The sequence below is a fragment of the Collinsella aerofaciens genome (genome assembly GCF_964283865.1).
Classification (GTDB): domain Bacteria; phylum Actinomycetota; class Coriobacteriia; order Coriobacteriales; family Coriobacteriaceae; genus Collinsella.
On the sequence record NZ_CAXYLS010000010.1, the window covers coordinates 1 to 20576 of the forward strand.

General features: G+C 59.3%; 13 protein-coding genes, 1 tRNA gene and 1 rRNA gene. 11 read left to right on the top strand and 4 right to left on the bottom strand.

Translation table 11 applies throughout. The annotated features are described in order from the left end of the window. The first annotated feature begins 154 nt into the window (after positions 1 to 154). From rrf to ACRX4W_RS06450, 9 genes are all read left to right on the top strand, one after another. Positions 155 to 270: ribosomal RNA gene (gene rrf, locus ACRX4W_RS06410) — 5S ribosomal RNA — on the top strand. A gap of 176 nt (positions 271 to 446) precedes the next feature. Beyond that, on the top strand, positions 447 to 986 hold the full coding sequence (acpS, locus tag ACRX4W_RS06415; protein ID WP_432299683.1) for a holo-ACP synthase: 540 nt from the start codon (positions 447 to 449) through the stop codon (positions 984 to 986). Continuing rightward, positions 987 to 2603, top strand: a complete 1617-nt coding sequence (locus tag ACRX4W_RS06420) for an NAD(P)H-hydrate dehydratase (protein WP_117584236.1) — start codon at positions 987 to 989, stop codon at positions 2601 to 2603. 2 nt (positions 2604 to 2605) lie between these two features. Continuing rightward, a complete protein-coding gene (gene alr, locus ACRX4W_RS06425) occupies positions 2606 to 3751 on the top strand; it encodes an alanine racemase (protein WP_117774251.1) in 1146 nt (381 codons plus the stop codon). An 8-nt stretch (positions 3752 to 3759) separates the two neighbouring features. After that, positions 3760 to 4380, top strand: coding sequence for a uracil-DNA glycosylase (locus ACRX4W_RS06430; protein WP_089573671.1), 621 nt, complete (start codon positions 3760 to 3762; stop codon positions 4378 to 4380). Between the two features lie 12 nt (positions 4381 to 4392). Next, entirely contained in the window at positions 4393 to 4899 is a 507-nt protein-coding gene (gene tsaE, locus ACRX4W_RS06435; protein ID WP_006235849.1) for a tRNA (adenosine(37)-N6)-threonylcarbamoyltransferase complex ATPase subunit type 1 TsaE, read from the top strand. Continuing rightward, positions 4886 to 7270 (top strand): tRNA (adenosine(37)-N6)-threonylcarbamoyltransferase complex transferase subunit TsaD, encoded by a 2385-nt coding sequence (tsaD, locus tag ACRX4W_RS06440; RefSeq protein WP_432299687.1) that lies wholly within the window; start codon positions 4886 to 4888, stop codon positions 7268 to 7270. The genes tsaE and tsaD overlap by 14 nt, the downstream gene beginning before the upstream one ends. An 816-nt stretch (positions 7271 to 8086) precedes the next feature. Next, positions 8087 to 9976, top strand: a complete 1890-nt coding sequence (locus ACRX4W_RS06445; RefSeq protein WP_118256885.1) for a carbon starvation CstA family protein — start codon at positions 8087 to 8089, stop codon at positions 9974 to 9976. 184 nt (positions 9977 to 10160) lie between these two features. Further along, on the top strand, positions 10161 to 12353 hold the full coding sequence (locus tag ACRX4W_RS06450) for a hypothetical protein (protein ID WP_432299689.1): 2193 nt from the start codon (positions 10161 to 10163) through the stop codon (positions 12351 to 12353). Between the two features lie 879 nt (positions 12354 to 13232). On the opposite strand, the gene ACRX4W_RS06455 is transcribed toward ACRX4W_RS06450, so the two are convergent. The 4 genes from ACRX4W_RS06455 to ACRX4W_RS06470 form a co-directional block, all read right to left on the bottom strand. Further along, a tRNA-Gln gene (locus ACRX4W_RS06455) sits at positions 13233 to 13304 on the bottom strand. A 38-nt stretch (positions 13305 to 13342) separates the two neighbouring features. Beyond that, the gene (locus tag ACRX4W_RS06460; protein ID WP_199584890.1) at positions 13343 to 14248 is read right to left on the bottom strand and encodes a peptidoglycan-binding domain-containing protein; all 906 of its coding nucleotides are present in this window, start codon (positions 14246 to 14248) and stop codon (positions 13343 to 13345) included. A gap of 139 nt (positions 14249 to 14387) precedes the next feature. Continuing rightward, entirely contained in the window at positions 14388 to 15401 is a 1014-nt protein-coding gene (locus tag ACRX4W_RS06465) for a polyprenyl synthetase family protein (RefSeq protein ID WP_089573618.1), read from the bottom strand. A 127-nt stretch (positions 15402 to 15528) separates the two neighbouring features. Then, positions 15529 to 17979, bottom strand: a complete 2451-nt coding sequence (locus ACRX4W_RS06470; RefSeq protein WP_118935418.1) for a PTS transporter subunit EIIC — start codon at positions 17977 to 17979, stop codon at positions 15529 to 15531. Between the two features lie 224 nt (positions 17980 to 18203). On the opposite strand from ACRX4W_RS06470, the gene ACRX4W_RS06475 reads away from it, so the two are divergent. Together ACRX4W_RS06475 and ACRX4W_RS06480 are read left to right on the top strand one after the other, a co-directional pair. After that, positions 18204 to 18923 carry a GntR family transcriptional regulator gene (locus tag ACRX4W_RS06475; RefSeq protein ID WP_117776883.1) on the top strand — a complete coding sequence of 240 codons (720 nt, stop codon included), beginning with the start codon at positions 18204 to 18206 and terminating at the stop codon, positions 18921 to 18923. A 306-nt stretch (positions 18924 to 19229) separates the two neighbouring features. Next, positions 19230 to 20546 carry an ABC transporter substrate-binding protein gene (locus ACRX4W_RS06480; RefSeq protein ID WP_055252173.1) on the top strand — a complete coding sequence of 439 codons (1317 nt, stop codon included), beginning with the start codon at positions 19230 to 19232 and terminating at the stop codon, positions 20544 to 20546. The last annotated feature ends 30 nt before the right edge of the window (positions 20547 to 20576 follow it).

Consider the following 20576-nt stretch of genomic DNA (forward strand, 5'->3'; position numbering starts at 1 on the left):
CTTCCGGAACCGCACCTCGCGGCCCGCGGGACATGCGCTCTGAAGCGCGGTCCGGGCACGAGGATGCCCCCGAGTCACCTCTCCTATGCGCCATGCGGCCCCCAGGGCACGTGTATGCGATACCGGACACCGTAACGGTGGGCGCCGCCCACCGGTCAGCGGCCAGAGCATGGGGGGCACGCCCGGTCCCGTTCCGAACCCGGAAGCTAAGCCCCATCGCGCCGAGAGTACTGCGGGGCCAGCCCGTGGGAGGCCAGGGCGCCGCTGACCGGTGGACGGCACCGAGCCGTACGCTTGACTTGAAGAAGGGGGAGGCCTCGCGGCCTCCCCCTTTTTTGCGTTTACGGGCTTTTGTCTCACATAGTAGCTGTGTTTTATAACCCTCGTTTGTCGCTTCTTCTGTGAACGGGCTACAATAGCTTAGTCTGTGCAATATGGAGGTGAACATGGCTGAAGCTGGTATCGGCGTTGATATCGTCGAGATTTCCCGCATGAAATCTATTCTTGAAAAGACGCCGTCGTTTGCTCGGCGTGTGTTTACCGAAGAAGAGCGTGTGTATTGTGATGCATCATCGCGTCCCGCTGCTCACTATGCGAGCCGCTTTGCTTCGCGCGAGGCGGTGCTTAAAGCTCTCGGCACGGGTTTTAGTCAAGGCGTGGGTCGCAAGGATGTTTCGGTAACGCGTGATAAACTCGGCAAACCGAAGGCGCTGCTTTCGGGCCGTGCTCTCGAGATCGCTCAAGAACTGGGTGTTGTTGAGGTCGCTCTTTCCATTACGCTTACGGGAGACTTGGCCGTTGCGAATGCCATCGCGATTACCGAAGATGCTCGGCCTAAGCCAAAAGAGGAAAAGGTGAGTACCAAGAAACGCGTTGCGCAGACATTTAAAGAGGCTCGCTCTGTATTAGATGAGCTCGAGCAGCTGCAGAATTCAGCATTGACGGAGCACCTGGGCGATGCTTCGCAAGATACGCTAGGAGCATAGATGAAACCGGTTTTGAGTACCGAAGAAGTCGTTCGTCTCGAGGATATCATCGAACGCGAAGGGACTTCGAAGGCCGAGCTTATGGAGCTAGCGGGTGAGTTTGCCGCCAACGAGGTCTTGAAGCTCAATCCCGATCGGGTTCTCGTTCTGGTCGGTTTTGGTAATAATGGCGGCGACGGTTGGGTTGCCGCCGATATCCTGAGCCACAAGGGTGTGGACGTGGATATCGTTTCTCCGGTTGAGCCGGATGAGATTCCTGCTGCTCTGGCACGTCATGTTGCTCGTCGAACTGCCGGCCGCGATGTGCACGTTTGCGTCGGTCCCTCGCGTGACGAACTCGAGGTTTTGATCGATAAGGCCGATGTTGTTGTCGATGCCATTTTTGGTACCGGTTTCCACGGGAATCTGCGTGCGCCGTTCTCCATTTGGATTCCTACGGTCAATGAATGCGCCGATTGTGTCGTATCCATTGATGTCCCCTCGGGCCTGAATGCCGAGACGGGCGTTGTTGATGACGACTGCATTCGTGCCGAGCGCACGGTGACGATGATTGCGCCCAAGATTGGTCTGTATAGCGCTGATGGTCCTGAGTATGCTGGCGATTTGACCTGCGGCAATCTTTACGACCGTCTTGACGAGGTCATCGATGATGTCGACCACGCCGCCGAGATTGTCGAGCCCGGTGACTTAGTTGATTACTTTGCTCCGCTACCATCGAATATCGATAAGTATTCCCGTGGCTCTGTGCTTATTGTCGCCGGATCGGCGCAATATCCTGGTGCTGCCATTATGGCGGCCAAGTCTGCAGCTCGCGCGGGTGCTGGTTACGTGGCGGTCGCGGCTCCTGATGCCTGCGCCAATCTTATTCGCATGGCACTTCCTTCGATTCCCGTCTTTGCTATTCCGTCTGATTCCCGCGGCTCCTTTGGCGCCGCTGCGCGCATGACGGTGTGCGAGATCGCAAAGAAGTACAGCTGCGTACTGTGCGGTCCCGGTATGACGACGTCTGCTGGCGCTATGCAGGTGGTTTCGGGCTTGCTCGAGCTTGATGTACCGCTAATTTTGGACGCCGATGCACTCAACTGCCTTGCTAAGATTGCCATTGACGGTATTGATAGTAACCCCGAGATGTATCGTCGTGAGCAGCCGTTGGTTATGACGCCGCACTATCGTGAGCTTTCGCGTTTGGTTGCCGGTGACGAGGTGAACGACCTTGGTACCGCGATTGCAGCTGCGCAGAAGGTTGTCTGGGCTGCAGGCTCCGACAATCTGGTGGTCATAGCCAAGGGGCCGACGACGGCTATCTGTGGCGTTGAGCGCGTGCTGCTGCCACTCTCGGGTCCGGCTTCTCTGGCAACTGCCGGTTCTGGTGATGTTCTCGCGGGTATTTTGGCCGGCACGCTTGCCACCATGCGCGACGAGATGGATCGTTGGGAGCTGCTGTATTCGTACGCCGTCGCACTTCACAGCTACGCCGGTTTTGCCGCGGCGACGGAGTATGGTGAGAAGAGCGTTATCGCGACCGATCTTATCGACTTGATCGGTCCTGCCATGGAGCTGGCGGCAAAGGATGCGCTCGAAGATCTGGGAATCATGGACGAAGGGTCGGATGACTAATCATGAATAAAGCCGATTTGACGCGCTGGTCCTGGGTCGAGATCGACCGCGGGGCGCTCCGTCGCAACACGAGAGCCTATAAGAACTTGTTGAATCCGCGTCAGCGCCTGTGCTGCGTGGTCAAGGCCGATGCTTATGGTCATGGAGCTGTTGAGTGCGCTAAGATCATGTATTCGGCCGGTGCCGACATGTTTGCCGTGGCGACGGTTAACGAGGGCGTTGAGCTCCGACAGGGCGGGATTACGAAACCCGTCCTCATCCTAAGCGAGCCGCCTATCGAGGCTATTCCGACGTTGCTCGAGTTTGATATCATGCCCTCGGTCTATACGTCTGACTTTGCTCTTGCGTATGGCGAATGTGCCGTCGCGGCGGGCAAGGTGGGCAAGTATCATCTCGCCATCGAGACGGGCATGAACCGCATTGGCGTACATTACACGCAGGTGCTCGACTTTGTCCGCGGTATTAATTTCCATCGCGGTATTCAGTGCGACGGCGTATTTACTCACTTCGCCACGGCCGATGAACCTTCGGGCTGGGACTACAAACTGCAGTGTCAGCGCTTTACCGAGGCCGTTCAGGCCATTAAGGATGCGGGCTTTGAGTGCGGTATCGTGCACTGCGCCAACACGCCGTCCTCGATGCTCGACCCCTCGATGCATTTTGATATGATTCGCGCCGGCGTCGGCTTGTATGGCATGCAGCCGTGCGAGCTGAGTGGCCGCGTGATGCAGCTTGATCCCGTTATGAGCGTCCATGCGCGCGTGACGCGCGTGGCACACCCTGCGATGGGCGAGGGCGTGGGCTACGGTTTTACCTACCGCGTACCGCGTACGCGCGTTCAGATCTGCACGCTGCCGATCGGTTATGCCGATGGCCTATCGCGTACGCTTTCCAATCGTATGGATGTGCTGTATCGCGGCGAGCGCGTGCATCAGGTTGGCAATATCTGCATGGACCAGTTTATGGTCGCCATTCAGTCCAACCCGGCACACGAGATTCCCGAGGCCGAGTATGGTGACGAGATGATCATTGTCGGCCGCGATGGCGACGCCGAGATCACTATGGACGAGATGGCCCGACTGCGCGGAACGATTAACTACGAGGTCGCCTGCGGCTTTGGCATGCGTCTCGACAAGGTCTACGTGTAGGAGCCGCTATGGGCGTCATGCACATCCCCGGCCATAGCCATCAGGCGCCGCGTGAGGTCGCACTCGAGGAGATCGAGGCCGTTCTGGGCGATTGTCACCTTTGCCAGCTTTACCAGTCGCGCCACAATATCGTGTTTGGCGTGGGAAACCCCCACGCTCGCGTGATGTTTATTGGCGAGGCGCCGGGCCGCAATGAGGATTTGCAGGGCGAGCCCTTTGTGGGGGCGGCAGGCGAGGACCTCAACGGCATTTTGTCGCTGGCGGGGCTCAAACGCGAAGACGTCTACATTGCCAACGTGCTTAAGTGCCGCCCGCCGGGAAACCGCAATCCACGTCCCGAGGAAGTGCTGGCTTGCTCGCCGTTTTTGCGTGAGCAGATTCGAAGCATCTGGCCCGATATTATCGTGACGCTCGGCAACCCCGCGACGCACTTTGTGCTTAAGACCGAGATTGGCATTACTAAGCTGCGCGGCAGGTTCCACCAGATGGGGCATTTTGTAGTAATGCCCACTTTCCATCCGGCAGCAGCGCTACGCAATCCGGCGTGGCAGGAGCTACTGGAGGAAGACTTTAAGATGCTGGGCGACTATCTGGAGCGACATCCCGCACCAGAGGACGCCTCGGAATAATAAGGAGCATATATGTCCCTGGAGCGCCTGGGGGTAGGTACTTACAAAACGACTTGCGCTGCCGATACGGAGTACTTTGGCGAGCTAATTGCACCGTGCCTTGAGGACGGCGATGTGCTCATCCTGACCGGTGGCCTGGGAGTGGGCAAAACTCACTTTACCAAGGGCGTCTCGCGCGGGCTGGGCGATGGGCATATGGTTACGAGCCCTACGTTTGCGCTCATGGCCGTCCACGATCAAGGTCGTATTCCGCTGTTTCACTTTGATTTATACCGCCTGGAGCATGCCTACGAGCTCGAGGATACGGGCATTTTCGATGTGCTGGGCTATGAGGGTGCTTGCCTGCTGGAATGGGGCGAACAATTCCAAGACGAGCTGACGGATGAGTATCTTTCGGTGACGCTCAAGCGTGATGAGGGCGACAGTGATGTGCGAACGATAACGCTCGAGGCGCACGGTGACCGCGCAATGGAGCTTTCCCATTTGATTGATAAGGCTGTACAAGATGAGCTTGCATAACGACAACGCGCTGGTGGTGGCGCTCGATACCTCGACCGACATGCTTGCCTGCGCGGCAAGCTGGATTGATGGGCAGACGGGCGAGACGAAGCTCGTGAGTGGCGACCACATGTGTCGCCGTCACGCCAACGTTGAGCTCGTGAATACCGTTGATGGCATGCTGGCTCAAGCCGGTCTGGATCGCAGCGATGTTGGTTGCTACGTGGTCGGCCGCGGCCCGGGATCGTTTACGGGTGTGCGCATCGGCATCTCCACTGCCAAGGGCCTCGCGCGCGGTGCCAATGCTCCGCTGCTGGGCGTGTCGACGCTCGACGCTTGCGCTTGGACGGCGTGGAAGGCTGGCGTGCGCGGCAAGCTTGGTATCTTGGCCGATGCTATGCGCGGTGAGGTATATCCGGCGCTGTATATGCTGATCGATGAGGGCCCCGAGCGTCAATTTGAGCGCGAACACGTGGTCAAGGCCGCCGTGGCGCTCGATGAGTGGCGCCGAGCAGCGGACTGGGACCAGGTTCAGCTGACCGGTGACGGTCTCGTGCGCTATGGCAAGCTGCTGGGTGAGGACGAGACCGCCCGCTGCGTGGAGCGCGACCTGTGGTGGCCTTCGGGCGAGGGCTTGCTGCTCGCGCACGCTGCGGGCGACGGCGATCCGGCCCGCGTCCTGCCGATTTACACGCGCCTTTCGGATGCCGAGGAAAACGAGCGCAAGCGTCTTGGTCTTGCCGAGAGTGCACAGAGCGAAATTACGGGCGTTGCCGATGAACTCGCCGGTCGTCATCTGCAGTTCCGTCCCATGGGCGCGGCGGATGCCGAGGGCGCGAGCGCGCTGGAGGCCGCCTGCTTTGAAGGTGCCGGACACGAGGCGTGGACGCCGGGCATGTTCCTGTCCGAACTGGGCGAGGACGTCGCTGCGCCGCGTAGTTGGTGGGTGGCACACGACGACGGCAAGCTGCTGGGCCTTGCCGGCGGTATGGTCGTGGACGGTGATGTGCAGATTCTGGATGTCGCCGTCGACCCGGCACATCGCCGTGAGGGCATTGCCCGCAAGCTGCTGTCGCACGTGAGCTATGATGCCCAGATGCTCGGCTGCACTACGGCTTCGCTCGAGGTCGAGGACGGTAACGAGGGAGCGATCGCGCTTTATAACGCTCTGGGCTTTACCGAGGCTGGCCGTCGTCGTGGCTATTACGGTGCCGGCAAGGACGCCATCGTCATGACGGCCCCACTTCCCCTCGTGCTTCCGGTCGATAACGCCTCGCCCGAGCCGACGGCAGCCGAGCAACGCGCATGGCCCCTGTCTGCGCCCAAGCGCTCTGCCGAGGAACGTGTCGAGATTGAGCATCGCCGCCTAGTGCTCGCTATCGAGAGCTCCTGCGACGAGACGGCGGTGGCGATTATCGATGCAGATGGCAATATGCTGGCCAACCAGGTGTCGACACAGATTGATTTTCACGCCCGCTTTGGCGGCGTGGTGCCCGAGATCGCCTCGCGCAAACACGTTGAGGTGATTGTGAGCGTCGTGGATGCGGCGCTCGAGGATGCCGCAGCATCGCTTGGTCTTGAGGGTGGAGCCATTGCCCCTAGCGAGCTTGCCGCCGTGGGCGTGACACAGGGTCCGGGCCTGGTGGGCGCCCTCGTGGTGGGCGTTGCCTTTGCTAAAGGCTTTGCCTACGCTGCCGGTAAGCCGCTCGTATGCGTCAACCATCTGGAGGGGCACCTGTTTGCCAACTTGCTGGCGCAGCCCGACCTCAAGCCGCCGTTTATCTTCACGCTCGTCTCGGGCGGTCATACCATGCTTGTTCACGTCAAGGCGTGGGGCGACTACGAGGTGCTCGGCGAGACGCTCGACGACGCCGTGGGCGAAGCCTTCGACAAGGTGGCAAAGGCGCTGGGCCTGGGCTATCCCGGTGGCCCCATCATCTCCAAGCTGGCCGAGACGGGTAATCCCCGCGCGATCGATTTTCCCCGTGCGCTTAACAGCAGGGGGGACTATCGCTTCTCGCTTTCGGGCCTCAAGACGGCGGTGACGCTCTACATCGAGCAGGAGACCAAGGCCGGGCGCACGATTCACCTGCCCGATCTAGCGGCCTCGTTTGAGGCGGCGGTCTTTGACGTGCAGTACAAGAAGGCCAAAAACGCACTGCACGCTACCGGATGCAAGGAATACTGCATCGGTGGCGGCGTCTCGGCCAACCCGCATCTGCGCGAGATGATGATCAAGAAGCTTGGGCGTCAGGGGATCCGCGTAACGGTGCCACCGCTTTCGGCGTGCACCGACAACGCCGCCATGATCGCAGAGGTTGCCCGCCGTAAATTCGACCGAGGAGAAATCTCGCCGTTCGACGTCGACGCCGATCCAAACATGACGCTGTAGCTGGTACGGCGCGGTCCCCGGACGGAGGGGCCGGATATAAGGTTTCCTGCTCTACAGTCCTGCGCAAGACGAAGGCCACATTAAGTGGCCTTCTTTGCGTGCGGAACTCGCGATAAACCTTATATCCGGCCCCTCCGTCCGGGGACCTTTCTGTATCGATATAGCTTCTGAGCTGGTTTGGCGTCAACAACGTCCGGCAAGGTTAGCCAGCTGCGTCGAATTTCCGGCGTGCTTTAGCTGAAAGAAAAAGATGGTGTGCGGAGCTTTGCTCCGCACATTTGGGATGGGAGCTCCTCGGGGGCGGGGCGGGCGCCTGCCGCCATATATGAACTTTATCGCGAGTTCCGCACGAACAGGAGGCCACTTAATGTGGCCTCCGTCGTGAGCAGGACTGTCCGAGCAGGAAAGTTCATATATGGCGGCAGGCGCCCGCCCCGCTCCCGAGGGGCATCTCTCAAGCAAAAACTGTCGTTCGGTAAAGTCCGAGGTCAGTGGCGTTTTATACCGAGAATTTCAAAAAAAGTTGAAAATTCATTACAAATTTGCGTTGACTTTAGGTAACTAAAGTTACATACTCCTTTTCAACCACTGGGGGATGTGAACCGCACGGATCGTTCGCATCATGATTGAAGAGGATTTCTTAGACATGTTCACGCATCAGCTAAACATTATCAGCGTAGTAATTATCTGATGCGGGTTAGCACATACAGCTAGCCCGTACGATAACGGGCGGCTGATGAAGATGAGGGCCGTCGAGCGCAACCGACGGCCCTCATTTTTTATGTCTGAGAAGTTCTTTTTAGAGGAGGAAATGTAATGAACGGAGTTTTGCTCATGGTTGTGGCCGCGGCGGTGCTCGCCTGCGGCTATCTGGGCTATGGCCGATGGCTGGCCAACAAGTGGGGCGTTGACAAAGAGGCCCTCACGCCGGCCAAGCGCATGAAGGACGGCAAGAGCTTCTCGCCCGTCTCCGCCTTCACCGCGTTCTCGCACCAGTTCAGCTCGATCTGCGGTGCTGGCCCTGTCACGGGTACGATCGTCGCCATGGCCTTTGGCTGGCTGCCCGTCGTGCTCTGGGTCCTCGTCGGCGGCATCTTCTTTGGCGCCGTCCACGACTTTGGCGCCCTGTACGCCTCGATGAAGAACAACGGCAAGTCGCTCGCTCAGCTCATCGAGAAGTACATCGGCAAGACCGGCCGTCGCCTGTTCCTGCTGTTCTGCTGGCTGTTCTGCATCATCGTCATCGCCGCCTTCACCGACATGGTCTGCAAGACGTTCATGTTCACCCCGGCCGTTGACGCTTCTGGTGCTGCTACCGGTGCCATCGACTTCACCAAGTCCTATGCCGCCGGCTGCGCTGGTACCATCTCCATCCTGTTCACCTTCGTCGCTATCGCCTTTGGTTGGGCCCAGAAGAAGTTCAACCTCACCGGCGCTGCCGAGTTTGTCACTGGCGTGGTGCTCATGGTTCTCATGTTTGCCGTCGGCATGCAGTTCCCGGTCTACCTGGACAAGTTCCAGTGGTTCGCCGTTGTCATGGTCTACCTGGTCTTTGCTGGCGCCATGCCCATCCAGATGCTCAAGACCCCTCGCGACTACCTCACTTCCATCATGATGATCGTCATGATCGCCTGCGCTGTCCTCGGTATCGTCGTCCTGGGTGTTAACGGCCAGGCCACCATCACCGCTCCGGCCTTTACCGGCTTCTCCAGCGCTTCTGGCATGATGTTCCCGGTCCTGTTTGTTTCCGTTGCCTGCGGTGCCCTCTCCGGTTTCCACAGCCTCGTTTCTTCTGGTACCTCCTCCAAGCAGGTCGAGAAGGAGCAGGACGCCGTCAAGGTCGGTTATGGCGCCATGATCGTCGAGTCCTTCGTCGGCATCCTTGCCATCATCGTCGCCGGCATCATGTTCTCCGATATGAACACCGCCGGCACCGGTGCCCTCAACGCCGGCGTCGCTTCCACCCCGTTCCAGATCTTCGCCGCTGGCATCTCCCGCGGTATGCAGGCCTTCGGTGTTGACGGCACGCTCGCTACCGTCTTCATGACCATGAACGTCTCCGCTCTGGCCCTGACCTCGCTCGATGCCGTCGCCCGCATCGCCCGCACCTCGTTCTCCGAGTTCTTTGCCCAGACCAACGACGCCCTGGCCATCGAGTCCAAGGCCGGCTACATGAAGGTTCTCGGCAACCCCTGGTTCGCCACGGTCGTCACCCTGCTTCCCGGTCTCGCCCTCGCCTTTGGTGGCTATGCCAACATCTGGCCGCTCTTTGGTGCTTCCAACCAGCTGCTCGGCGGCATGACCATGATCACCCTCGCCGTGTTCTGCAAGTGCACCGGCCGCAAGGGCTGGATGCTCTACGTGCCCGTCGCCTTCCTGCTCTGCTGCACCTTCACCTCGCTGGTCCAGAGCGCCATGGGCTGCATGACCGCTGTCCAGGCTTACGGCTTCTTCGGCACCATCCCGGCTACCGCCACCACGGCCGCCGTCTCCGTCGCCGCCACCAAGGGCTTGCAGCTCGTTTTCGCCGTCCTGCTGATGGTCCTGGGCCTCATCGTCGCCGTCAACTGCCTCAAGGAGTTCTTCGGCAAGGAGGCCGGCTCCATGCCCGACGAGGAGCCCGAGTGGTCCGAGATGGGCAAGGCCGAGTACGGTCGCGCCGCTGCCGCTGAAGCTCCTGCCGACGCCGAGGCCGCCAAGGCCTAGTCAGCTTGATGGACTAACCGTTCCATCCATATGACTCGGAAAGACCGGGTCCGCGACTTCGCGGGCTCGGTCTTTTTTTCATGCGAAAGCGGGTGACGCTCGAGTGTTCTCGCAGATGTTTTGCGTGAATAAGGGCGCGCGTTGTACCATATAAACGTATATGTGTACATATGAAAGGGGCCCCGTGGCCAAGACGGTATATTCCGATAATCAAAACAATGTCGATGCTTTGGCTGAGCGCCTGAGCAGCCAGACGTCGCTTTCTGCCGAGCGCGCCAAGCTGGTTGCCTACGACCTGCTCTGCCGCAAGGCGCTCAAGATCAAGTCGAGCGCGCTGGCGCAGATTTTCCGTTCCGTCGATAAGGAATGCAACACCAAGGTGATGCGCGACGAACTCATCGCGGCAAAGATCGTTACCAAGATCGAGGGCAGCGGCATTAACGGGCGCCCGGCGTTCTATACCATCAATGCCGAGATCCGCGATGCCCAGGAGCAGCCTGCCGAGTCCGTCGAAGATTTTGTCGTCGAGGATTTCGCTGACGTGCCTGCTGTGGAAGAAGTTGCTCCGCGTGAGCATGTCGATACCGATGAGTTGCTCGATGAGAACGTCGTGCGTGCCTTTACGGCCAAGGCAGGACGCGGCGGTTTTGGCGGGGGCGGCAAGCGCGATGCACAGCGCCGCGCCCAGCAGGAGCGCTTCCGTCGCGCCGTTGCTCGAAAGGGCGAGACGGATGCCGAGGCTGTTGAGACCGAGGTTGCTGCCGAGTCGCAGAGGCCCGCGAAGGAGCAAAAGCCCGTGGAGGCCCAGGAGCCCCAGCGTCGCCGTGGTGCCCACTTTAAGGCTGCGCAGCAGGATGTCGCGCATGAGGTTGAAGAGCCTTCCGAGGCTGCAGACGATGTTGAGGAGTCTGCCAAGAAGGCTCCGGGTTCATGCCGTCCCGGCCGCGGGTTTGCGGGACGCGCGTATCCCGTAAGGCGTCAGGAGAAGGGCGAGCCGGCTTCGACCGCTCAGGCCGAGAAGGCCGAACAAACCGAGAAAACCGTTGAGCCGGCGGCTCGCGAGCAGCAACCTTCCGAGTCGCAGCCTGCGGCTGACACTGAGGTCAAAGCTCAACAGACCGCTGATAAGCAGGCTGGGGAGAGCGCCTCAGGCAAGCCCCGCCGTCGTCGTCACCGCGGCGGTCGTGGCTCAAATGCCGAGGCCGCGGCCGAGAAGACAGCGACACAAAACGGAGATGAGAAGGCCGAGACTCCGGTGGATCAGGTCAAGCGCCAGCCGGCGAAGGAGGCCAAGTCCGATCGTCCGCAAAAGCGCTCGTCTGCGCCCAAGCAGGAACGTAATACCCGGGCAGATTCCAAGCGTAAGCCTCATGCACAGGCTGAGCCTGCCGCGGCTGATAGTGCTACCCAGCGGCCCGAGTCGGCCGTCCACGGCGAGGTATCGGCGTTTGCCCTTGCCCGCGTTTTGGGCAGGCAGCTGCTCAAAGTTGTCCCTACGCCTACGGCGCTCTCTAAGATCAAGGAGCAGCAGACTCAAATTGTTAAGGTCGAGGGCAAGGACGGCAAAAAGGCGCCGCAGCGCACTCAGCACAACGAGATGTTCAACCGCAAGATTGCCGAGGAAATCGCAATCATCCAGGCTTGGATCGAGCAAAACCGAGGTGCCGATACGCCGGTTGCCTCGCGCCGCCAGCGTGCCTACCAGATTTTTAACGATGAGAAGGCCTTTGACGGCAAGCACGGCGAGCGCCTAATTCGGCGTATGACCGAAAAGGGCATCAGCATGCAGGCGATTAAGGTCGCCCCCAACCGCCCCGTTCACTTTACGGGTTTCTTTACGCTGGGCGCCGATAAGCCGTTCATTATGGTCGAGAACCTGGACACCTACGACGAGATCGTCAGGCTGCTGCGTGGCCGCAAGCACGCCAAGCTCTTTGGCATCAAGGTGGGCGGCGTGATTTTTGGCGGCGGATGCAAGGCGAGCGTCTCGCATGCCCTGGACGATTATCTGGCTGAGATCGGCTATCGCTTTAACTACGTCTACTACGTGGGCGATATCGACCGCGAGGGCGCGCGCATCGTCGAGCAGGCTCGCAATGCCAATGTGGTTGAGATTCGCCTGCATGCCGGCATGTACCGCGCCATGCTCGCCGAGCATAAGCGTCGCGTGAAGGCCGGCGGCGAGTGCGAGCCCGCGGCTGCCAACCAGGGCGTGCCGCAGAACTTGGCGGCGACGATCAAGGATCTGCCCATGGTCACGCGCGTGCAGTTCCGCAATGTGCTGCGCGAGGGCGGGCGCATTCCGCAGGAGATTCTGATGACCGCCGACTATCGGGATGGCGACTCGGGAAGCTTCGACCGCATGCTTAACAACTAAATTCCGCCGGCCCCGGGAGAGCGGGGACACCGGCTTAGGTTTCCTGCTCTACAGTCCTGCTCACGACGGAGGCCACATTAAGTGGCCTCCTGTTCGTGCGGAACTCGCGATAAACCTAAGCCGGTGTCCCCGCTCTCCCGGGGCCTGTCGTGGCTTGGCCGTTGCATGCGGCTCGCTTTTCGGAACGGGGCTGACGGACACGTTCCGAAATCTACCACCGTCGCTGTGCAGTGTGTCTATAAAGAGCCGTGGCCAAAAAACATCAAATATGAGTACTGATACTCTTTTAGTAGCAGTAATTTTGACCACATTTAAGGTGATTTGACGTGTCGATCGAGCAGATAAGCTGCCGTATCTCCTCAAGTGTTCATTAAAGGAAGACCTTGATGCGAATAAATCTCATTAAGATCTTCTTTTATTAACGAAAATAATGTAGCTACAACGGTAACAGTACTCATATTTGCCGTTTTTTGGCCACAGTCCTTCGGAGGGTCCTCGAAAATAGTCCCGAGCCGGCACTTGGGGACGTTCCTATAATGCCGGCACTTAGGAGCGTCCCCAAGTGCCGACACCGCGTCTGCCTGCGGCGGCCGCGCCCCGCTGCATCGCTTCGCTCCTTGCGGGTTCGAATCCCTCCGCTTGGCGGCGTTGGCTCGATTTGCTTGACGTGAGGGGCTCTTGGCTGGTGTGGGACGGAGGGATTCCGCGTCCGCCTGGTCGGCGGCCGCGCCCCGCTGCGTCGCTTCGCTCCTTGCGTGCTGCGCTGGAAAACGCTTCGCGTTTCCTCAGCTCCGCACCCTTGCGGGTTCGAATCCCTCCGCTTGCCCACGAAAAAGCGCTCCAGGTTCATAAGAGCCTGGAGCGCTATGTTCTTTGGGGCTGGGACGGAGGGACTCGAACCCCCAACAGCCGGCACCAAAAACCGGAGTTCTACCGTTGAACTACGTCCCAATGTCTGGTGTTGCTCAAAAGCAACTCGTCTAGTTTACCTAATCTGCGAGGGCATCGCAAACGCCATCGAGAAGGCGGACGGCGAGGGTCTGCGCGTCGCTTGCGGTAAAGGTGCCGTTGTAACGCGTCATGCCGGTGAGCTCGATGCGAATTCGTGCCGGCTTTTGCTGTGCGGCAACATTGGCGGTACGGATGCGTTGGGCCAGGTTGTGGCACTCGGCGAGGGCGATCGTGGCGCGCGGGGCGGCGTCTGCAGGCAACTCGTCGCTTGCGATCTCGAGCACCAGGTCAACGTCGGTCGGAACCTCGGAATCGCAAAGCATCATGCCGCTGCTGTCGGTCGTCGCCGTGGCGATGTTCCACATGCGCGATGCTACGCTGCGCGCAATGGGGTCCTCGCCGATGACGGCAATCTGGAAGCGCTCGAGCACGTTGGCGGCGCGAGCAAAACCGATGCGGGACTCGGCTTCGGTGACCGAGGGCTTGCCCTCCCACACATGGTGCAGGCGGTTGATGTAGGCGTAGGTGTCCTGGAAGGCCATGCCGTCGGCAAACAGGCCGACATTTTCCTGGAACTGCTGCAGGGCGGCCTCGGTATGCGGACCAAAGTAGCCGTCGTCTTCGCCACAGGCAAAGCCCAAAACGTTGAGAGCGCGCTGCAGGGCCTGCACATCGGCGCCATGGAAATTGGGCATGCGCAGATACAGAGTGCGGTCGCCCAGCTTATACGAGGCGTCGACCAGGGCGCTCCAACAGGGGATATCGACGGCATGACCGGCAGCAAGGCCGCTGTCGAGCCTGAAGGTGCTGACGGCCTGCTCAGTGGTGGTGCCAAAGCGCTTGTCGACAACCTCGGCGTCATCGATTGTATAGCCGAGCTGCAGAAGGCGGGACTGAACATCCTCGACGGCTGCTCCCTGCATGCCCGTGGTAATAGGTTCCATGAACGAACCCCTTTCGGCGTACCATTCGTACTATTTTGAGCGTGTGTCGGATAGACAACGCGAGACAATTTATAAACATGCACTCAATAGTGTAGCAACTTGTACCCAAACTCGCTGCCCACAGGTTTTATGACCCCCGCTAGTTAAGACGCTCCACAAAGAAATCTGCCATTGAGAGGAAGAGCTCGCGCGCATGCGGGTCGAGCTCGACGCCTTCGATAGCGGCCTTGGCCTTAGCGGTCAGGTCGAGCGCATAGGTGTGGGCGTAATCGATGGAGCCGGTCTCCTGGAAGATCTCCACGGCGCGTGCGAGCTGCGCAGGGTCCTCGGTGCCCGAGGAAAGGATTGCCTCGATCTCGTCGTGATAGCGCTCGTCTGACAGGGCATGCACGGCAACGAGGGTGCGCTTGCCCTCGGTGATATCGGTGCGGAAGTCCTTGTTGGCGGCCTCCTTGGTGCCGATCAAGTTGAGCAGGTCGTCTTGAATCTGGAAGGCAAGGCCCGTGTGCAGCCCAAAGGCGCGCAGTGCCTCAATCTGCTCTTCGCTGCCGCCGCCGATAATGGCTCCGGCGGCAAGCGGCGTTGCTCCGCTGTAGTACGCGGTCTTGTGCGTCGCCATGTCCAGATAATCGTCGACCGAAATGTCAAAGCGCCCGTCGCGGACCCAGCCCAGGTCGAGCGCCTGGCCCTCGATGGTACGGACGATCATTTCGGTAAGCTCGTGGAGCACGCGAAGCTTCACGTCTGCGTTGAGTGTGGGGTCGTCGAGAACCGTCTTGGTGACCATGGTGAGCGCCAGGTCACCGCAGTTGATGGCAAGACCGGTGCCCTCGGTAAGGTGCATGCAGGGCTTGCCGCGACGAATCTGCCCGTTGTCGGCGATGTCGTCGTGGATGAGTGCGCCCGACTGAAAGTGCTCGATGGCCGCCGCTGCGCTGCGGGCGCTCTCAAAGCTGCCGCCTACCGCAGTGGCGGCGAGCATGCAGATGAGCGGGCGGTGGCGCTTGCCAGCGTTTGCCGTAAATGCCGAGAGCGGGGTATACAGGTAGCGCTCGATATCGGCGGAAGTCGCCTGTCCGTCAAAGAACGTGGCCAGATAGTCGTTAATCTGGTCAAAGTGCTGGGCTAAAAAGCTGGTAAACGGACTGGACACGGGTTCTCGCATTCTTTGATAGGTTGCATCGTTGCATTATGCAGACAACATATTGCCACATTAGGGCGTCGAGCGCGGCGGTTGAAGACGATTGGTCCATGCGGCCGCAAGTGCGGTAGGGGCTTGGCTAGATAAGCCCAAAGTGTTCGAGCGCGGTGACGACGCCGTCGTGGTCGATGCTGTCGGTGACATAGTCGGCCTTTTCCTTGAGGAAGTCCGGCGCGTTGCCCATGGCGATGCCAACGTCGACGGCGTTCATCAGCGAGACGTCATTGCTGGCGTCGCCGATGCCGTATACGGTTCCGTGGTGGGGATCGAGGGCGTCGAGTACGGACTGGATACCCTCGCGCTTGGTGCATTCGCGAGGCGAAATCTCGGCCACTTCGAGCTCGAGCTCGTTAAAGCAGAGCAGCGGCTCAAACGCTTGATCCTGAGCGATGCGGTTGGCAAGCGACGTGGACATTAAGATCTTGTAGGCGCTGTAATGTTGCAGCTGCGTAATTGCATCGCCCACGGTGCGGGCGTATCCCGGGGCGTCGGGCGCATCGGCACTCATGCGAACGACGCCATTGAGTCCCTCAAAACGAATCACTTCGTCCGATTGCTCAAGAATGGGAGCAAGGCGCTGCAGCATGCCGGGCGTCATCGCCAAATCGCGAATCACGTGTCCCTCAAGTTCGACATAGCCACCCGCGAGGCAGACGATGCCGGTCCAGGGCAGCTCGAGCAGCTTTGGATGGATGCAGCTCAGCGTGCGCCCTGTGCAGATAAACGCCATATTGCCCTTGGCGACAAAATCACGGATGGCTTGCGAGACCGCTTCATTGGGATAGGGGGAGAGGTCTCGCTCGCTCTCGGGAAGCTCTTGTGCCACTCGAGGGTCTTGCCAGGCGAGTGTTCCGTCGATATCGAAGAAGCAGATATCGCCGCGCTTATGGGCTGCGCTGGCGGCAGGGGAGGCCGAGGTGGTGGGCACAAATCCCGGCTCGAGGCCCATGATCTGGTCAAAATGCTCTTTAACGCGGGGAACGGAGATGCCAATAATCACCTGGGCGGTCTTGCCCGTAATGATGAGGCCCTTGGCGCCCGCCGCGACGAAGGCTGCGTTGTCTGCGACAACGGAAGGTTCTGCGACCTCAACGCGCAGACGCGTGGCGCAATTGGTCGCTCCTACAATATTGCTAACGCCACCCAAGAGCGCAACGACTTGCTCAGCAAGCAGATGATCTTGGGATGATTGGTTGTCGGTGCCGTTTTGGGCCGCGCCTTCTTTGGCAGAGCTTTTTCCCGTCAGACGTGCGAGCGCCGCATCGCTGGCGATATGATCCTCGCGGCCTGGGGTTTTTAGGTCGAAAGCCAGAATGAGGCCCCGGAAGACCAGAAAAAAGACAGCGCTAAACATCAGACCGATACCGAGCGCCAAAAGGTAGGAGCCGGCATGCATTCGCATGAGTGGGATGAAGTTGAAGGCCGTCATTTCCATGAGACCGCCCGAGAAGATGCCGACGATACCGAAGAAGTTCATGGTCATGGCAAGGCAGGAGGATAGGACGGCGTAGAGCAAAAAGAGTCCAGGATAGGTGAACATAAAGAGAAACTCGAGCGGCTCGGTGACACCGCAGACCACCGAGGCGACGATGGCGGGCAAAAGGATGACCTTAAGGCCGGCGCGGCGTTCGGGTTTGGCGGTGAAATAGAATGCTGCCGCGATGGCGGGAAGGCCAAAGAGCTTGCCCCAGCCGGTGGCGGTAAAACCTGCCCAGGGCGCAAGTTCATTTAAAGGGCGCGTGCTATGGGAGAGAATGGGGAGCAGGTTGGTCCACGTGGCGTAAATACCGTCGTGAATGACCAGATTGTCGTAATAGATGGGCATATAGAGCAGGTGGTGCAGCCCCATGGGCTCGAGTGCTCGCTCCAAAAACACAAAGATGCCCACGCCGAAGGGGCCGACGCCCGCAAGTGCGTGGCGCAGCGTTTCGGTTACGGCGTATGCGAAGGGCACGATGGCGGCCGAGATGGCGGCAAGGGCAAACACGGCAAAAAAGCTGATGAGGTAGACCAGCGAGGAACCCGAGAAGGTGCCGAGCCAATCGGGAACCTTGGCATCGTAGAAGCGGTCATGGATGGCGACGACGGTTGCCGATACCGCCAGCGGGCCGATAATGCCGGTGTCGAGCGTCTTGATGCCGTCGATGACGGTGATACCGCTGGCGGGGGTCAAAGATGATGGGTACTTAAGCCCAAGGTTGTCTCCGCTCAGCTTAATGATCTCGCTCAAAAAGAAGCAATAGGCAAAATAGGCCACGAGTGCCTCGAGGCAGCAGCGTGCCGGTTGCTTTTGGGCAAGACCGATAGGCAGCGCTACGGCAAAAAGGAGCGGGAGACGTTTAAAGACCGTCCACGAGCCGCGCTGGATGATGGTCCAGAAAACGTACCAAGGGGTTCCGTATACGGCGAGGTCACCGACGATGTCTACGGTCGTGGCGAGGGCGGAGATGCCGACCATGAGGCCTGATATAGAAAACAGCATGGCGGGCGCGAACATTGCCCCGCCAAAGCGTTGGATTTTCTGCAGCATAATATGCCTTCCGGATGCAACATGCTGTGCGAGCAAGAACGTTTAAACAATGAACTCATTGTAGAGGACTGGCTGCTTGCCGCATTGACGGTTTTGATTCGGTCCGATTTGGGTTTCGGGGGAACCGTCGACGGTAAATAATCCGTACTTTACCGATAATCGGTTTAAACAACTTTAAGAAATGCTATCGTGCCTAGCCATACATATTCATTAGAGGTGAAGTTATGCCAAAAGCGATTTACGAAGGAATCTACCGCGAGATCCGTTCGCGCATCATTAACGGGACCTATGCGTTTCAGGAGATGCTGCCAACCGAAGCCGAGCTGACCGCGGAGTTTGGCTGCACGCGCAATACCGTTCGACGCGCCTTGAGCATGCTGGCCGACCAGATGTTTGTGCAGCCTATACACGGCAAGGGCGTGCGCGTTATTTGGCTTAAGGGCGAAACCGACATGCTGGGCGCACTCGAAGAGGTTGAGTCGTTTGGCGAGTTCGCAAAACGCAACAATGCCGTCGCATCGACCGAGGTCAAGTCTTTTGAACATTTGATTTGCACTGAGCAACTGTCGCGCCGCCTTGGCTTTAAGGTGGGCGAGGAGCTGATTCGCGTCGTGCGTGTCCGAAGCCTCAACGGCAGCGCGCGCCAGGTGGACCACGGCTACTTTTTGGAGTCGATCGCCAAGGGCCTGACCCCCGAGATTGCGGCAAGCTCTATCTACGACTATCTGGAGCACAAGCGTGGCGTCAAAGTGATGGCGAGCCGCCGTACGGTGAGCGTCGAGCTTGCCAACGATGAGGACTGCAGCTACTTGGACCTTGGCAAGTACAACTGCGTCGCCGTTATGGAGAGCCAGTCGTACACCTCGGACGGCATCTTATTTGAGGTGACGCACGCTCGCACACACCCCGAGATCTTCCACTACCGCGTTAACTCCAAGCGATAGCCGGCTAGCTCGCAGCCTGACGAGACTCATGTCCTCAAAGAGAAAACGCCCGGTCAAACCGACGATGCATCGGCTTGACCGGGCGTTTTCTCTGCATTCGATAACAAGTAATTGTTTATACAAAACTTGTCAAGTATCAAGTTGAAATTACCGTTCACCGAAGTTTTTCTACCGCTCTAGTAATACTTGTTCAAACAACTAGCCAAATAGCGTATTGTACAAATCAGCAAAAGGGGCAAAGTCCCCGAGCCAATCTCCGAAGGCGGCGGCAAAGGGTGCCGCCACGGTGTGAAAGGGTGGATTGTAATGAAGAACGAAATGAGCAGAAGGCAGTTCCTGGGCTTCGCTGGCTCCGCGGCTGCGGTTCTTGGTCTGGGTCTCGTGGGCTGCGGTGGTTCTGCCGGCTCTGGCTCCTCTGCTTCTGGTGACGCTGCCGAGGTCTACTTCCTCCAGTTCAAGCCCGAGGTCGACAAGGAGTGGAAGGAGATCGCCAAGGCGTACAAGAAGGAGAAGGGCGTCGAGGTCAAGATCGTGACCGCCGCCTCCAACACCTACGAGGAGAAGCTCAAGTCCGAGATGTCCAAGAGCTCCGCTCCGACGCTGTTCCAGGTCAACGGCCCCACCGGCCTTAAGAACTGGAAGGACTACTGCGCCGATCTTTCCGACACCAAGCTCCGCGGCGAGCTCATCGACGACTCCCTGGCGCTGCAGTCCGACGGCAAGGATCTGGGTATCGACTGGGTTCAGGAGAGCTACGGCATCATCTACAACAAGGAGCTCCTCGAGAAGGCCGGCTACAAGGCCGAGGACATCAACTCCTTCGACAAGCTGAAGGCTTGCGCCGATGACATCCAGGCCCGCAAGGACGAGCTCGGCGTTGACGGTGCCTTCACTTCCGCCGGCATGGATGACTCCTCCAGCTGGCGCTACACCACCCACCTCGCCAACCTCCCGCTCTACTACGAGTTCGAGAAGGAGCACAACCAGGAGGACGACGAGATCAAGGGCGAGTATCTCGACAACTTTAAGCAGATCTTCGACCTGTACATCACCGACTCCACCTGCGATCCTTCGCAGCTCGCCTCCAAGACCGGTGACGACGCCACCAACGAGTTCGCAACCGGCAAGGCCGTCTTCTATCAGAACGGCTCTTGGGCCTACGCCGACCTCACCAAGGCCGGTATGACCGACGACCAGCTCGGCATGCTGCCGATCTACATCGGCGTCGACGGCGAGGAGAACCAGGGCCTGTGCTCCGGCGGCGAGAACTACTGGTGCGTCAGCTCCCAGGCTTCCGAGGATGCCCAGAAGGCCACCGAGGACTTCATGTATTGGTGCGTCACTTCTGACACCGCCACCAGCATCATCGCTGACAAGATGGGTCTGACCGCCCCGTTCAAGAGCGCTAAGGAGACCACCAACGTCTTCTCTCAGCAGGCCGTTGCTATGGCCAAGGACGGCAAGAAGACCGTCGCTTGGGACTTCGTTTACATCCCCTCCGAGGAGTGGAAGAAGAACCTCAAGCAGGCTCTCATCGCTTATGCTGCCGACAACACCAAGTGGGACGGCGTCAAGAACGCCTTCGTCGATGGCTGGAAGACCGAGAAGGCTGCTTCCGAGTAAGCAGTTGCTGCCCAAGCTATCTGATTAGCG